The 15,116-nt window shown below is 66.8% G+C and carries 13 protein-coding genes; 5 read left to right on the forward strand and 8 right to left on the reverse strand.

Annotated elements, in window-relative coordinates; translation table 11 throughout:
- Window positions 1-111: 111 nt before the first annotated feature.
- Together ACOQFL_RS07670 and cutA are read right to left on the reverse strand one after the other, a co-directional pair.
- On the reverse strand, window positions 112-429 hold the full coding sequence (locus ACOQFL_RS07670) for a hypothetical protein (RefSeq protein WP_435543405.1): 318 nt from the start codon (window positions 427-429) through the stop codon (window positions 112-114).
- A gap of 219 nt (window positions 430-648) precedes the next feature.
- A complete protein-coding gene (cutA, locus tag ACOQFL_RS07675; protein WP_435543406.1) occupies window positions 649-966 on the reverse strand; it encodes a divalent-cation tolerance protein CutA in 318 nt (105 codons plus the stop codon).
- A gap of 186 nt (window positions 967-1,152) precedes the next feature.
- Between cutA and ACOQFL_RS07680 the strand changes: the two genes are divergently transcribed.
- On the forward strand, window positions 1,153-1,368 hold the full coding sequence (locus ACOQFL_RS07680; RefSeq protein ID WP_092981166.1) for a DUF2795 domain-containing protein: 216 nt from the start codon (window positions 1,153-1,155) through the stop codon (window positions 1,366-1,368).
- Between the two features lie 169 nt (window positions 1,369-1,537).
- Window positions 1,538-1,831 (forward strand): 4a-hydroxytetrahydrobiopterin dehydratase, encoded by a 294-nt coding sequence (locus tag ACOQFL_RS07685; RefSeq protein ID WP_435543407.1) that lies wholly within the window; start codon window positions 1,538-1,540, stop codon window positions 1,829-1,831.
- Window positions 1,832-1,940: 109 nt separating this feature from the next.
- On the opposite strand, the gene ACOQFL_RS07690 is transcribed toward ACOQFL_RS07685, so the two are convergent.
- From ACOQFL_RS07690 to ACOQFL_RS07705, 4 genes are all read right to left on the reverse strand, one after another.
- The gene (locus ACOQFL_RS07690; RefSeq protein WP_435543408.1) at window positions 1,941-3,305 is read right to left on the reverse strand and encodes a hypothetical protein; all 1,365 of its coding nucleotides are present in this window, start codon (window positions 3,303-3,305) and stop codon (window positions 1,941-1,943) included.
- Between the two features lie 196 nt (window positions 3,306-3,501).
- Window positions 3,502-4,362 (reverse strand): alpha/beta fold hydrolase, encoded by an 861-nt coding sequence (locus ACOQFL_RS07695; protein ID WP_435543409.1) that lies wholly within the window; start codon window positions 4,360-4,362, stop codon window positions 3,502-3,504.
- Between the two features lie 199 nt (window positions 4,363-4,561).
- The gene (locus tag ACOQFL_RS07700) at window positions 4,562-5,107 is read right to left on the reverse strand and encodes a GNAT family N-acetyltransferase (protein ID WP_435543410.1); all 546 of its coding nucleotides are present in this window, start codon (window positions 5,105-5,107) and stop codon (window positions 4,562-4,564) included.
- Window positions 5,089-6,309 carry an MFS transporter gene (locus ACOQFL_RS07705; RefSeq protein ID WP_435543411.1) on the reverse strand — a complete coding sequence of 407 codons (1,221 nt, stop codon included), beginning with the start codon at window positions 6,307-6,309 and terminating at the stop codon, window positions 5,089-5,091. Before ACOQFL_RS07705 ends, ACOQFL_RS07700 begins: the two co-directional genes overlap by 19 nt.
- Before the next feature lie 244 nt (window positions 6,310-6,553).
- Between ACOQFL_RS07705 and ACOQFL_RS07710 the strand changes: the two genes are divergently transcribed.
- Complete coding sequence (locus ACOQFL_RS07710; RefSeq protein WP_435543412.1) at window positions 6,554-7,540, forward strand: ArsR/SmtB family transcription factor; 987 nt, start codon at window positions 6,554-6,556, stop codon at window positions 7,538-7,540.
- Between the two features lie 167 nt (window positions 7,541-7,707).
- Here the strand turns inward: ACOQFL_RS07710 and ACOQFL_RS07715 are convergent, their stop codons facing one another.
- Both ACOQFL_RS07715 and ACOQFL_RS07720 read right to left on the reverse strand, forming a co-directional pair.
- Window positions 7,708-7,932 carry a hypothetical protein gene (locus ACOQFL_RS07715; RefSeq protein ID WP_435543413.1) on the reverse strand — a complete coding sequence of 75 codons (225 nt, stop codon included), beginning with the start codon at window positions 7,930-7,932 and terminating at the stop codon, window positions 7,708-7,710.
- Window positions 7,922-8,170 (reverse strand): DUF6400 family protein, encoded by a 249-nt coding sequence (locus ACOQFL_RS07720; protein WP_435543414.1) that lies wholly within the window; start codon window positions 8,168-8,170, stop codon window positions 7,922-7,924. Before ACOQFL_RS07720 ends, ACOQFL_RS07715 begins: the two co-directional genes overlap by 11 nt.
- 718 nt (window positions 8,171-8,888) lie before the next feature.
- Here ACOQFL_RS07720 and gltB point away from each other — a divergent pair.
- Both gltB and ACOQFL_RS07730 read left to right on the forward strand, forming a co-directional pair.
- Window positions 8,889-13,460 (forward strand): glutamate synthase large subunit, encoded by a 4,572-nt coding sequence (gene gltB / locus ACOQFL_RS07725; protein ID WP_435543415.1) that lies wholly within the window; start codon window positions 8,889-8,891, stop codon window positions 13,458-13,460.
- Window positions 13,453-14,904 carry a glutamate synthase subunit beta gene (locus tag ACOQFL_RS07730; RefSeq protein ID WP_435543416.1) on the forward strand — a complete coding sequence of 484 codons (1,452 nt, stop codon included), beginning with the start codon at window positions 13,453-13,455 and terminating at the stop codon, window positions 14,902-14,904. Before gltB ends, ACOQFL_RS07730 begins: the two co-directional genes overlap by 8 nt.
- The last annotated feature ends 212 nt before the right edge of the window (window positions 14,905-15,116 follow it).

Genomic DNA, 15,116 nt, shown 5'->3' on the forward strand with positions numbered 1-15,116 from the left:
GCACTCGGGTGCCGCCCGCGGCGGGGCCGCGGCCACCGCGTGGTGAAGCAAGCGGTTCCGGAAAAGCGCGCTCCTTCCGGCCGGGATCGGATCCGGACGGCCTCGGCCGGATCAGCGATGCTGATCGACGGTGGCGGCCAGCTTATGAATGAACACGAACACCAGCGGAAACAACCCCAGAACCGCCCAGCGCGCATCGTCGAGCCACAACCACAGCAGCAGCCCGAGCAACAGGGCGAGCACCCCCGTCCGTACCGACCAGTCCCCAGCGGCACGTCGTAACCGGAGCCACACCACTCCGGTGGCGGATATCAGTATCCCGGCGAACAACCAGTCCCAGTGCAGCGTGAACATCGCCACGAGCAGCCCCATCGCGGGGCCTGCCGCCGCGATGTAGATGTCGTTGCGGGTGATGGTTGGCTTCTTCATCCGGCTGGGTCCTTGCCTCGCCGCGCTCGCGACGCGTGTTGCTGCCGGTCCGATCCATTCCCGTGTTCGCGCTCCTCCGGGAATCGGTGCCGGGGCGGTGGAAGTGCTTGCCGAGAGAGTCTACGACGGCCCGAACGGAGTTCTCGGGCATGATCCGCCGCTCCTCGTCCGCCGACGGAACACCTCACCCCGAGCCCTCGGGTGCGGCGCTTGCCGTGGTCAAGGACTGGTCTCCTCCTCGACCCAGGACAGGTACTGCTCGTTACCCGTGACGACCGGCGTGACGATGATCTCCGGCACGTCGTAGTTGTGCTGTGCCTCCAGGTGCTCGCGCAGCTCGATCACCCGCTCCCGGATGGTTTTGATCTGCAACTGCCATTCCTGCTCGTCCTGCACACCTCCCTCCCAGCGGAAGAAGCTGCGGATCGGCACGACCTGTACGCACGCACCGAGTCGGGCCCCGACCACACCACGCGCCAACTCGGCCGCGGCGTGTTCTGAATCGGTGGTGGTGACAACCTGCACGTATTCGGTCATGCCGTCAGGTTAGCGAGTGCCTTCCCACGGATGATCCCACCCGTCGAAGCGCTCGGCACGGTTACGGCTCCAACGGTGGGTGTCAACTTCCGCCCGAACGGGTAGCCGTACGGCGGAACAGTCGTGCGGGGTTGAGAGGGGAGTCCCGTGCTCCCCGGATACCCCGTGAGCAACGAGAGGACAGTCATGACCGATGCCGACGAACGTCGGGTGAACAAGGCGCTGCAGGGATTGGAGTTTCCCGCGGACAAGGCCGAGTTGATCCGATACGCCGAGGACCGGGAGGCCGACCCCCGCACACTGCGCGCGTTGCGGGCGCTGCCGGACGGTACGTACGGAAACAGTGACGAGGTGGAGCGCAGTGTTCCCCAGCGCCCGGAGCAGGAGACGCCCGGCAGGTGAGGTCCTTCGCTCCAGCGGGCACGCCGACGGGGAAATCACGTTTCGTCTCGGCGTGCCCGGCCCGTCGGGTCCGGCTGGGGTGATCATTCGGGAGATGATTCTTCTGGTACAACTCCCGCACGGGCACGAAACCCGGTGACCGTTGCCGAACAGCGTTGAGGAGGGCTCGATGCCCGAACTGTTGTCGCAGGACACGATCGAGAGCAGGCTCGCCGGACTCGGGGACTGGCAGTACCGGGATTCGGCAGTGCACAAGACCTGGAAACTCAAGGGCTTCCTCACCGCGGTGACCTTCGCCAACGCGATCGCCCACCTCGCCAATGAGGCCGATCACCACCCGGATCTGTCCGTGCACGACTACAACCGACTGACCGTGCGGATCACCACCCATTCGGCCGGTGGGGTGACCGAGAACGACCTGACGATGGCCGAACGGATCGAATCGCTGCACCGCGACTCCTGAGCCGGTGCTCAGCTCGCACGAACCACTTCGGTCCCCGCTCGCTCGGGACCGGCCGGTCCCGAGCGAGCGGGGACCGAGCGTGGAGCGGAGGGCGGTCCGCGGTGGCGGCTCACCAACGGGTGATCACCAGGTGGTTGATCAGCAACGCCAGCAGTGCTTGCGCGGTCAGCCACCAGCGGTGCTGTCCCCGGGGCAGCACCGCGCAGGGCACCGCGAGCCACATGGTGAACGGCAGCCAGATCCGCTCCACCTCCGCCTTGCTCATGCCGGACAGATCGGCGGCGGCTATCGCCACCAGCGCCGCGAGCGTGAGCAACCGCGCCCCGAGTTCCAGCCGTCGCGGTGCCGTCGCCAGTCTGCGTAGGCTGACCAGGACTGCGGGGCCCGTCACCAGTACGACGCAGGCAAGGTTGGCCCACACGAAGTAGCTGTACGGTCGGGTGTCGGCGATACCCTGGTAGTAGCGGATCCGGACGAGTTCGTAGCCCTCCAGCCACCAGAAACCGTGCAGGGTGAACAGCACCACGACCACTACGACTCCCGCGACCGCGAACAGGATCGGCCGCGGTCTGCGCGTAAGGGCCAGCACCACCAGTGCGAACAGCCCCGCCAGCACCAGCCCGTATGACAGGTAGAGCGTGAACCCGAGCAGCAGCCCGCCGGTCAGCGCCGCCAGATCACCCAGTTTGCCCCCTCGGGTGGTTCCCACCGCGAGTAGGGCGACTCCGCACGCCGCGACTCCGGCGAACATCGCGTCGGCGCTGACCCCCATCCACACCATGCCGGGCAGCAGCACCCCGAAGGGCAGCATAGCCCGGGCCACGTGTTCCTCGCCCAGTGCACGCAGCGTGGTCGCGATGGACAGGACGGTCGTGGAGCCGACCAGCATGCACATCACGGAGGCCGCGACCCCACCGCCGAGGCCGATCCGGTCCATCCACACGAACACCATCAGCACACCGGGCGGGTGTCCGGACACGTGCACCGCCCACGAGCCGGGTTCGAGTAGGATTCGCTCGGTGAACCCACTCAGCATCGCCGAGACCGTCTCCACGCGGTCGATCTCGGCGAGGTAGTTCTTGGGGTTGGACAGTTTGGTCACCACACCGAAGTTCCAGCCCTCGATCATGGTCAGACTGAACATCCAGCCCAACGTGACCGGGTAGGTCACCGCCAGCAGCGGTCCCCAGCGCAGCCGTGCTGCCACGGTCGGTCCCGCGATGACCACCAGCAGCGCGAGCAGAATCGCGGGCACCGTTCCTGGGCCGGTGTGCGGCGCCCAGCTGGCGAACAACGGCGGCAGATCCAGGTAGATGTCGACCCCACGTGCCAGCAGCCGTTCGCCGATCACCCAGGCGCGCCATACCAACAGTGCCCCGCCCACGATCACCAGCAGATCGCTGAGCGGTGAGAGCAGCGCGTGCCAGGAAGGACGCACGTGCTCCGTCGACGGTGACTGGTTCAACTCGGTCATCACTTTCGAAAGATAGACGGCCCGGAATTCTCCTCACGAACCGGAGTCCGGTCGGGACCAACAGTGCCCGCGAGGTGTCCACGACATTTGTCGGTGGTGATTCGGAACGGAGACGAGGTCGGGCCGGTCGCAAGTGGCACGGAGATCCCACATCGCCGTGTGCGGTGGTATCCGGTGTCCTCGCCCGGTTCACCGCTCAGGCGGAGAGGCACTCGCGGACCGCACGCGAGACGGTGGCCCGTGAGGTACCGAGCCAGTGGAAGTGACTCGGCGCTCCGGTTTCGACCAGACGTGCCCGCGGAACAGTGCGTTCGAAGTCCTCGGCGTGCTCGAACGCGACCCCGCCGTCGTGCCGGGAAGCCGTGACCAGCGTCGGGCACGGTACCGATCGCAGCGTCGACTCCCGATAGGACGATCGTTCCGGGCGAGCTTGGCGAAGATCGGTGAGGAATCCCGAACCGGACCCCATCGTCGAGAAGGTTTCGCGTGCCGCCGCGCGATCGTCCCGGCTCCACTCCCGCCACCACTGCCGGACCGGCAACCGTGACAACGAGGACATCATCACTCGCAGACCACGGTCCGAAGCGGTCAGCACGCGCACCGCGCGCCAGGTGAGCCGTTGCGCCCGGGGCCCGAATGCCAGGGGAGCGACGAGGCGTTCCGCAAGACCGTCCGGATAGGGCAGTGAGGACGGTGCGCAGCTGTGCAGCACGAGTCGCGGAGCGAGGTGCGGCAGCCGTGATGCCACGTGAACGGCCTGCAGCCCGCCGAAGCTCATGCCCACGGTCGCGGCCGCGCCTGTGATCCCCAGCTCCGCGCACGCCTCGGCAACCGCGGGTACGAACTCCGCGGCGGTGAGATCGCCGACAGCGGTGCGGCCGTACCCGGGGCGCGAGAACGTGACCACCCGGTATCCCAGCTCGGTGTAGAGGTCGGCACCGCTCGGCGTACCCGCCGTGCTGTGCCCACCGGGAAAGAACACGACGGCCTCACCGGCTTCGGAGGTGATTCCCACCTCGACGGGCCCGAGCGAAGTACCCACGACACGTGTGCGCATGTGCCGATTCTGCCTCTGGCGCCGTCCCCGCGACCGTGATCCGGTTCGCCCTCGTGCTCTCACCGGGGCGGAGCGGAAGTCGCAGTGTGACCCCGAGGCCGACACTCCTGCGGTTCCCTCGTGAGGAGTGCCTCGGTGGGATCGGGGTGCAGTCCGTTCCTCCGATCGAGGTAGGAGTTGTGAGCGGACCACGGGAGTTTCACCTCGAGCGGGAGGTGAGCACGTACCGGTACCGGACCTCCTCCACCTGCACGGCACCGTCAACGAGCGTTTCCGTCCGGGTGGTTCCCAGGCATTCCCAACCGCGGCGTTCGTAGAATCGACGGGCGCGGTGGTTCGTGGTCAGCACCCAGAGCGTGCTGCTCGCGTAGCCCTCGTGTTGCAGGACGCGCAGCGCGTGCTCGTGCAGTCGGGTTCCCGAGCCGCGCCGCCAGTACCGCGGATGCAGGTACAGCGCCTGCAATTCCCCGGTGGCCCGTCCCGCGTCCAGATCACGGTTCGCGCCGATCACCGCGAACCCGAGCACGTGCCCTCGTGCTTCCGCGACCAGGACCGTGACTCCATCCGGCGGTGCCCGCAGTCGTTCGCGCCAGGCTTCTTGCCGCTCGGCCACGGACAGCCGGTTCAGGGACTCGGCGGGAATCAGCCCCACGTAGGCGGCCTGCCACGAGACCACGTGGATCTCCCCGATGGTGTGGGCTTCGGACACCCGAGCCGGACGAATGTTCACCGTGGCGGTCGACACGCTCCCGAATCTCCCACGACCGAGGAGCGATCCCGGACTCGTTTTCGAGCGGGGGTCAGCAGGTGGCGGAGCAGGGCCAGCGTGGTGAGCACGACCACGAACCCGCACACCCCTTGCCAGCCGAACAGCTCGTATACGTGCGACCCGATCCACGATCCGGTGCTGCCGCCCAGATAAGCGCACGTCATGTAGGCGGTGTTGAGCCTGCTCCGTCGCTCGGGACGCAGTGCGTAGACTCGGGCCTGGTTCGCGACCATGCCGCACTGCATCGCCACGTCGAGCAGCAACACCCCGATGATCAGTGCGATCAGACCGATCCTGCCGCCGTGAATGGCTCCGGTGAGGACCGCGGCCGAGACGAGTACGCCGAGCATGCACACGAGGTTGACCGGCCCGGCTCCTCGGCGGTCCACCCAACGTCCGGCGAGGGGTGTGCAACATGCGGTGACACCGCCGACCAGCGCGAACAGCCCTACCGCCGAGGTCCCCAACCCGTAGACCGGTCCCGTCAGCAGGATCGCCAGGGTGGTCCACACCGCCGAGAAGCTGGCGAACACGGCGGCTTGGTAGAGGCAGGAGCGACGCAGTTCGGGTTCGGTGAACAGCAGGCGCAGCGATTCCGCAAGCAGCGAAGGGTAGCGTTCTCGCGACTGCGGGGCCGTGTACGGCAGCATGCGGGCGAGAACGGCCAGCAGGAGGAACACCAGCACTGCAGCCGCCAGGTACGGCGCCCGCCATCCGAGCCATTCGCCGAGCGTGCCGCTGAAAGCGCGGGCCAGGAGCATGCCGCCGACCGAACCGCTCAACAGGGTGCCGAGCACAGTCGCCCGGTGTCGCTCCTCCACCAGCCCTGCTGCCAACGGGCCGATCACCTGTGCTCCTACTGTGGTGAGTCCTACCAGTACGCTGGCCGCGACCAGCAGTGGCAGGTTTCGGGCGCATCCCGCGAGTAGCAGGCCGAACGCCGTGAGACCGAGCAGAGCGAGCAGGAGCCGCCGGTGCGGCAGGCGGTCCCCCAGAGGGACCAGCAGGAAGATCCCACCCGCGTAGCCGATCTGCGTGGCGGACACGGCCAGCGCCGCCCCGTCGGGCGAGGTACGCAGCCCGGCCGCGATCAGTGGGACGAGCGCCTGCGGGAAGTAGATGTTGCCCACGGCCACGCCACAGGTCACGGCCAGCAGGAACAGCATTCGACGGCTCATCTCTGCCCCGCCCTTCGCCGGTGAAGTGGCCGGCCGAAGTGGACAGGTGACTCTGCCTCCTGAATTCGGCGTGGGGCGAAGCGAGCGGTGTCTTTCGACCGTGAGATTGGAGTGATCGGGGCTGACCGGCCTCCATCGAGAAATCGCTTAGTGGGGCTGGTGGAGTTCGCGTGAGTTCCGGGTGGCACGCACGGTAGTGCAACGCATCGACCGTTCGGGGAAAATCGATGTAGCTTACGACTTAATGATCAGTTTCGTGCTGGGTGTCGAGGATTTGGCGGATACGCGGTTCGTGATCTCGCCACTGCACGAGACCCTGCTCAGCCTCCGGGTGCTGCAGGATCCGAGACTTTCCTCGCTGCACCTGCCGTGGCGCGTGTCCGCACTCGCCGAACTCGACACGCTCGATCTCGAGCTGCTGCTTTCCCTCGTCGCGGTGAGACGTACGTTGCCGGATTTCTTGACTCCTCCGCCCGGAAGGCACGAGCCGGACTTCGAGGAGCAACTGGCTCTAGTGCGTCGTACACCCCCCGGTAGAGTCCGCCACGATATCCTGGTCACGCACGCGCCGGACCCGCTGCCACCGGCCCTGCGCGGGGCCACGGACGACGACGCGTCCGTCATCGGGCTGCGTGATTCCGTCTGCGCGGCCCTGTGGCGGTTCTGGAAAGCGGCCATCGAACCGAACTGGCCCAGGATGCGGCTGTTACTGGAAGCCGACATGACCCACCGCGCGAGACAGTTGGCCAGGGGAGGCGCTCGCCTGCTGTTCGCGGGTATGCACCCGAATCTGCGATGGCGGAACGGGGTGCTGCACATCGACAGGATGATCAGCGGACACAGCGTCGCCGCCTCCGGGCGGGGACTGTTGCTACTGCCGTCCGTATTCGCCCACAAACCCGCGCCGCCGGTCACCCCGGACGAGCCGCCCTGGCTGGTGTATCCCAGCAGGGGAGTGGCCACGCTCTGGTCCGGCGAACCCCGTTCCGGCACGACTGAGCTCGCCTCGTTACTTGGTGCTCCCAGAGCCGGGTTGCTCGCACTCCTCGACGAGCCGACACCCACCGTTGAACTCGCCCGACGGCTCAGGGTCACCGCGAGTGCCGTGTCCCAGCACCTGCGCGTGTTGTACGACGCGGGACTGCTCATCCGGATACGTGACGGACGGCACGTGCTGTACCGGCGCAGTTCCATCGGTGATCGGCTGCTCGAAGGCAGCCGGTCCGATTGAACGGCTCCGTTTCGCTCCATGCATGGAGGTGAGGGCTGTGCGGCGAGCGACCGCTGCTGCCAGCTAGTAGCGGGCCGGGACGTTTCGCGGACCTTGGCTGCGCTGGGCTCGCCTCCAGATTCGCGGTTACGGCACGTCACGTGCGAGCAGCTGGCGGGCCGAGGGATTCAGCACCTCCGCTCGGTGCGGCCACCATGCGTGTCGTGTTGCCAGAGATGAGTGCAGCTGGGGCACTGCAGATACAGCAGGGTGCCGGAGTTGGACAGCAGGTACTGCCAGTGATCGCTGCAGGAACGTCCGCGCAGGCATTCCGAGCAGTCCTGCCCGTGGTTGCACCGGGGGCACTCGATCCACGCACGGCGGCCGATGTCGGCGAACGGGTCAATCGGCATGCTCGCCACCGATGCCCTCGGGAAGTACACCCGCGTTGATCAGCTGCTCGTAGACGCCGCGCTGCCACTCGTCGAGCCCGGAGTACAGCAGTGCGTGCGCTTCGCGTTCACCCCGAAGCTGTTCCGAGGGGTCCCAGTCATCGCCCAGGGCCCGGGTGACCTCGGCGCGTCGTCGCATTTCTTCCGCGCCGAGGTCGATGTTGAATTCCAGCTCGGTGGAATCGTCACCAACGCTCATTCGATCACTTTCTCGATGCTGTCCGGCCGGCCGTCGCGGAGTCTGCTGCTCGGCGCGGAAACGCGCAATGAAATGGCTCACTTTCCTCGCGCGAGGGTTGTCACAATTGTTCTCGCTGGTCAGGGGTGCGGTTGACCTGCCGTTGATGTTGTGAATACCGCCCCTTCGGGCTTTTCGTGCCGTTTCCGCGGTCGTGTGCCGACATTTTGTGTTCCAAGCTTCCGAACTCCCGATCTCGTCGGGTTCTCTCCATTCGGAAGGCGTTCGGGGTGCTCGACAGGCGTTTCCGCGCGGCGCGAGGGCGTGCGAGGGTAGCCATTTGTTTGTTATGTTCGTAGTTTCAGTGTTGAGTAAAACAAAATCGTCCATATGGACGTCGCCGGGTATCGTGGTGGAAGCACAGCATCGTGAAGACGGGAAATCCCCGTGGTGGCTCTTCCGAGGTCGGTCCGGTTCGACGGTGACCCCGTTGTCCGGTGCCCGAAGTGTGTGCGTCGCTACGTTTCGCGATCATGCTGTCCCAGAATCCGGGAACGAGACGCGCGGGTGTAACACGTGTTACTTACTCGTAGTCGTGCAACTCGGAAATCTGTATAGTTCCGCAAACTGACCAAGAGTGCAACGGCGCATCCTTCTTGTCAGCTCCGGAGAGGTGTCTACGATCTCGCCCCCACTGTTCGCGTGGCTGAGGTCGTTGCCTGACGACGGGAGGATCCGAATGCCGGTTTCCCAGAATGCGAGAGGTCGGACGCAACGGGGCGCCGACGTGGAGGGTCTCTACGACCCTGCCAACGATCATGACGCGTGCGGTGTGGCGCTCGTCGCCGACATGGCCGGCCGCAAGGGTCACGCGATCGTGCGGAACGCGCTGACCGCGCTGCGCAACATGGAACACCGGGGCGCGAAAGGCGCCGATCCGGACACCGGTGACGGGGTGGGAATCCTGACCCAGGTGCCGGACGCGTTCTTGCGCGAGGTGGTTCCGTTCGAACTTCCCGCCGCCGGCGGTTACGCGGTGGGTAACGCCTTTCTTCCGGATGACGAGGCGGACTGCGAGCAGGCGGTGGCCGCGATCGAGCGGATCGCGGCGGAAGAAGGGCTCGAGGTACTCGGCTGGCGGACGCTGCCGGTCGATCCCGGTTGTGCCGGCTCCTTGGCCCGGGGTGTGATGCCCCGGTTCCGCCAGCTGTTCGTCGCCGAGTCCGGTGACTCCGCCACGGACGGACAGGACTCCGTCATGCGGCTGGAACGCCGGGCGTTCTGCCTGCGCAAACGCGCCGAGCACGACACCGACGTGTACTTCCCGAGCCTGTCGGCCCGCACTCTCGTCTACAAGGGGATGCTGACCGAGACGCAGCTGGACGCGTTCTTCATCGACCTCACCGACGAGCGATTCAGCAGTGCCATCGGCCTGGTGCACTCGCGGTTCTCCACGAATACCTTCCCCTCGTGGCCGCTGGCGCATCCGTACCGCTACATCGCGCACAACGGTGAGATCAACACCATGCGCGGCAACCGCAACTGGATGCGCACCCGCGAGAGCATGCTCGACACGGATCTGATCCCGGGCGACCTCTCGCGGCTCTACCCGGTCGCCACTCCCGAGGCCAGCGACTCGGCCACCTTCGACGAGGTGCTGGAGCTGCTGCACCTCGGTGGGCGCTCACTACCGCACGCCGTGCTGATGATGATCCCCGAGGCGTGGGAGAACCACACCGAGATGGATCCCCAGCGCCGTGCCTTCTACGAGTTCCACAACAACCTCATGGAACCGTGGGACGGTCCCGCCCTGGTGACCTTCACCGACGGCGCCCAGGTGGGGGCGGTGCTCGACCGCAACGGGCTGCGGCCCGGCCGTTACTGGGTCACCCACGACAACATGCTCGTGCTGGCCAGCGAGACCGGTGTGCTCGACATCGAGCCGCAGCGGGTGGCGCGCAAGGGTAGGTTGCAACCGGGCAAGATGTTCCTGCTCGACACCGAGCGGGGACGCATCGTCGAGGACGAGGAGATCAAGGGCGAACTCGCCGCGCAGCACCCCTACCGGCAGTGGTTGGACGAGGGAATCGTCCATCTCGAGGACCTGCCCTCCCGCTCCCGCGAGGTCCCGCCGCACTCCTCGCTCGTACAGCGCCAGCAGCTGTTCGGCTACACCGAGGAGGAAGTAGACACGCTGCTCAAGCCCATGGCCTCCGGGGGTGCCGAACCCGTCGGCTCCATGGGCAACGACGTTCCGCTCGCCCCGCTCTCCGAACGTCCCCGCCAGCTGTTCGACTACTTCACCCAGCTGTTCGCCCAGGTCACCAATCCGCCGCTGGACGCCATCCGCGAGGAGCTGGTCACCTCGCTGAGCACCCACGTCGGTCCGGAGCACAACCTGTTGGACACCGATCCGCAGGCCTGTCACCAGCTGGTGCTGCCGTTCCCGGTGCTGGACAACGACGAGCTCGCGAAGCTGATCCACATCGACGACGACGGTGACCGTCCCGAACTGCGCTCGGTGACCATTCACATGGTCTACCGTGCCGCCGGGGGAGGACAGGCACTCCGGCAGCGGTTGGACGAGATCTCTCGTGAGGTCTCCGAGGCGGTGGCCGACGGGGCTCGCATCATCGTGCTCTCCGACCGCGGCGCCGACGCCGAGTACGCGGCGATTCCCTCGTTGCTGTTGACCGGGGCGGTGCACCACCACCTCGTCCGGGAGAAGAGCCGCACCCACGTCGGGCTGGTCGTCGAGGCCGGTGACGTCCGCGAGGTCCACCACGTCGCCTTGCTGGTCGGATACGGTGCCGCGGCGGTCAACCCTTACCTGGCCATGGCCAGCGTCGAGGATCTCGTGGCGCGTGGCGAGGTCTCCGGGGTGGATGCCAAGCAGGCCACCAAGAACCTGATCAAGGCTCTTGGCAAGGGACTGCGCAAGACCATGTCCAAGATCGGGATTTCCACGGTCGCCTCGTACACCGGGGCCCAGATCTTCGAGGCCATCGGACTCGGTGAGGAGATCGTCGACCGCTGTTTCACCGGCACCACCTCGCGGCTCGGCGGTATCGACTTCGACACCCTGGCCACCGAGATCGGTCAGCGGCACCGTAGGACCTTTCCCACCGACGGGCTCAAGGCCCACCACCGCGAGCTCGCCGTGGGCGGGGAGTACCAGTGGCGCCGGGAGGGCGATCCGCACCTGTTCAACCCGCACACGGTGTTCAAGCTGCAGCACTCCACCCGCAGCGGGCAGTACGACATCTTCAAGGAGTACACCAACCACGTCGACGAACAGTCCGAGCGGCTGATGACGCTGCGCGGGCTGCTCAAGTTCCGCGAGGGCGAGCGCGAGCCGGTCGATATCGACGAGGTCGAGCCGGTTTCCGAGATCGTCAAGCGGTTCGCGACCGGTGGAATCTCCTACGGCTCGATCTCCAAGGAGATGCACGAGGTTCTCGCGGTGGCGATGAACCGGCTCGGTGCCAAGTCCAACACCGGTGAGGGCGGGGAGGACGCCGATCGGTTCACCGTGGACACCGACGGGGACTGGCGTCGTTCTGCCATCAAGCAGGCCGCCAGCGGTCGGTTCGGGGTCACCAGCGAGTACCTGGTCAACTCCGACGACATCCAGATCAAGATCGCCCAGGGCGCCAAGCCGGGCGAGGGTGGCCAGCTGCCCGGGCACAAGGTCTACCCCTGGATCGCGGGCACCCGGCACTCGACGCCGGGGGTGGGGCTGATCTCCCCGCCGCCGCACCACGACATCTACTCCATCGAGGACATCGCACAGCTGATCTACGACCTCAAGAACGCGAACCCGCGGGCTCGGGTGCACGTCAAGCTGGTCTCGGAGGTCGGTGTCGGCACGGTCGCGGCGGGAGTGAGCAAGGCGCACGCCGACGTGGTGCTCATCTCCGGCCATGACGGTGGTACCGGTGCCTCCCCGCTGTCCTCCATCAAGCACGCCGGTGCGCCGTGGGAGCTCGGTCTGGCCGAGACACAGCAGACGCTGTTGGCCAACGGGTTGCGCGACCGGATCGTGGTGCAGACCGACGGTCAGCTCAAGACCGGCCGTGACGTGGTCCTGGCCGCGCTGCTCGGCGCCGAGGAGTTCGGTTTCGCCACCGCTCCGCTGGTGGTATCCGGCTGCGTCATGATGCGGGTGTGTCATCTGGACACCTGCCCGGTGGGTGTGGCCACGCAGAATCCGGAGCTGCGTGCCAAGTTCGACGGTCGGGCCGATTACATCGTCAACTTCTTCGAGTTTGTCGCCCAGGAAGTGCGGGAGCACCTGGCCGCGCTGGGTTTCCGTTCCATCGAGGAGGCGATCGGCCACACCGAGATGCTCGACACCGATCCGGCCACCCGGCACTGGAAGACCGAGGGCATCGATCTCTCGCCGATCCTGCACGTGCCGGAGGTCGCCGAGGGCTCGGCCAGGCACTGCACGGCCAAGCAGGAACACGGCCTGGAAAAGGCCCTGGACAACACTCTGATTCAGCTCAGCGAGGGGGCGCTGTCCGACGGCACTCCGCTGCGGCTGGAGCTGCCGGTGCGAAACGTCAACCGCTCGGTCGGCACCATGCTGGGTTCCGAACTCACCCGCAGGTGGGGCGGCGCGGGACTGGCCGACGACACCATCCACGTCACGTTCACCGGCTCGGCGGGCCAGTCCTTCGGTGCCTTCCTGCCGCGCGGTATCACCCTGCGACTCGACGGTGACTCCAACGACTACGTGGGCAAGGGGCTGTCCGGTGGGCGCGTCGTGCTGCGCCCGCAGGACGACGCGGCCTTCGCCGCGGAGGACAACGTGATCGCGGGCAACGTGCTGCTCTACGGTGCCACGGGCGGCGAGATGTTCGTCCGCGGTGTCGTCGGTGAGCGTTTCGGGGTGCGCAACTCCGGGGCGCTGGCGGTCGTGGAAGGTGTGGGCGACCACGGGTGCGAGTACATGACCGGGGGTCGGATCGTCGTGCTTGGTGGTACGGGACGCAACTTCGCGGCGGGCATGTCCGGCGGTATCGCCTACGTGCTCGATCCGCGCTCCGACCGGATCAATCACGAGATGGTCGATCTGGACCCGTTGGATTCCGACGATCGCGGCGAACTGTACGAACTGATCGAGAAGCACCACCACGAAACCGGATCCACCGTGGCTCGCGAGCTGCTCGTCGACTGGGAGGCCGCCGCGACGCGGTTCGGCAAGGTGATGCCGAAGGACTTCAAGCGCGTTCTCAGTGCCAAGGCCGATGCCGAGCGCGACGGCCGCGACGTCAACGAGGCGATCATGGAGGCCGCTCATGGCTGACCCGAAGGGCTTTCTGACCACGCCACGCGAGACGCCGCGGCGTCGGCCGGTCGACATCCGGCTCAAGGACTGGCGGGAGGTCTACGAGGAGTTCTCCAACCAGCAGCTGGAGCAGCAGGCGGGCCGCTGCATGGACTGCGGCATCCCCTTCTGCCATCAGGGCTGCCCGTTGGGGAATCTCATTCCGGAGTGGAACGATCTGGTCTGGCGGGAGGACTGGCGCGGCGCCATCGAACGGCTGCACGCGACCAACAACTTCCCCGAGTTCACCGGCACGCTGTGTCCGGCTCCGTGTGAGGCGGCTTGCGTGCTGGGGATCAACTCGGACGCTGTGAGCATCAAGCAGGTCGAGATCGAGATCATCGATCGGGCCTGGGAAGAGGGCTGGGTGCGGCCGGAGCACCCCGCGGCCGCGACCGGCCGCACGGTGGCCGTGGTTGGTTCCGGCCCCGCCGGGCTGGCCGCGGCGCAGCAGCTCACGCGTGCCGGGCACCGGGTGATCGTCTACGAGCGCGCCGACCGGATCGGCGGGCTGCTGCGTTACGGCATCCCCGAGTTCAAGATGGAGAAGTTCCGGCTCGACCGCAGGCTCGACCAGATGCGGCAGGAGGGCACCGAGTTCCGCACGGGTGTCAACGTGGGTGTGGATCTCACCGTGGAGCGGCTGCGTTCCGAGCACGACGCCGTGGTGCTGGCGGGCGGCTCCACGATGTCCCGGGAGCTGCCCATCACCGGTAGGGAACTGGGCGGTATCCACCAGGCGATGGAGTACCTGCCGCCCGCGAACCGGGTGCAGCAGGGTGACCTGCCGCGGTCGTCCATCAGCGCAGCGGGCAAGAACGTGGTCATCATCGGTGGTGGTGACACCGGTGCCGATTGTCTGGGAACCGCGCATCGTCAGGGCGCTGCGTCGGTTACCCAGCTGGAGATCATGCCGACCCCGCCCAACGAGCGGCCGGAGAACCAGCCCTGGCCCACCTACCCGATGCTTTATCGGGTGTCCTCGGCACACGAGGAGGGTGGTCGGCGCCTGTTCTCGGTCAACACCCAGGAGTTCCTCGGTGACGAGGACGGAAACCTGCGTGCGTTGCAGCTGGTCGAGGTGCGCAAGGAGAACGGCAAGTTCGTCCCGGTGGAGGGCACCGAACAGGAGTTGCCGTGTGAGCTGGTGCTGCTGGCGATGGGCTTCGTCGGTCCGGAACGCGCCGGCATGGTCGACGAGCTCGGTGTGGAGCTCGACGCCCGTGGCAACGTCGCGCGGGACCGTTCCTTCATGACCAGTGTCGACGGCGTGTTCAGCGCCGGTGACATGGGGCGTGGTCAGTCGCTGATCGTCTGGGCCATCTCGGAGGGCCGCTCCGCGGCGGCCGGTGTGGATCGTTACCTGATGGGGCGCGACGCGCTTCCCGCTCCGATCGGACCCAACGATCGTCCGCTGACATGACACCGGAAGTGGGGCTGTCCGACGTGGACAGCCTCATTCGGCTCGCACGGCGTCCCACGCGGCGTCGTGCGAGCCCCTCGGCTCACTCGTGCGGCCCAGCCCCACGGTGATTTGGTCATACTTTTTCATTCCCGTTTTACGCGTTCGGTTCCGTGTGGTGGAATGTCGTCGCGTTTTTTCGAATACACAACGTGAACCGGTCTTTCGACGTA

This window comes from Actinopolyspora sabaoui (genome assembly GCF_051225635.1).
In the GTDB taxonomy this organism is placed as follows: domain Bacteria; phylum Actinomycetota; class Actinomycetes; order Mycobacteriales; family Pseudonocardiaceae; genus Actinopolyspora.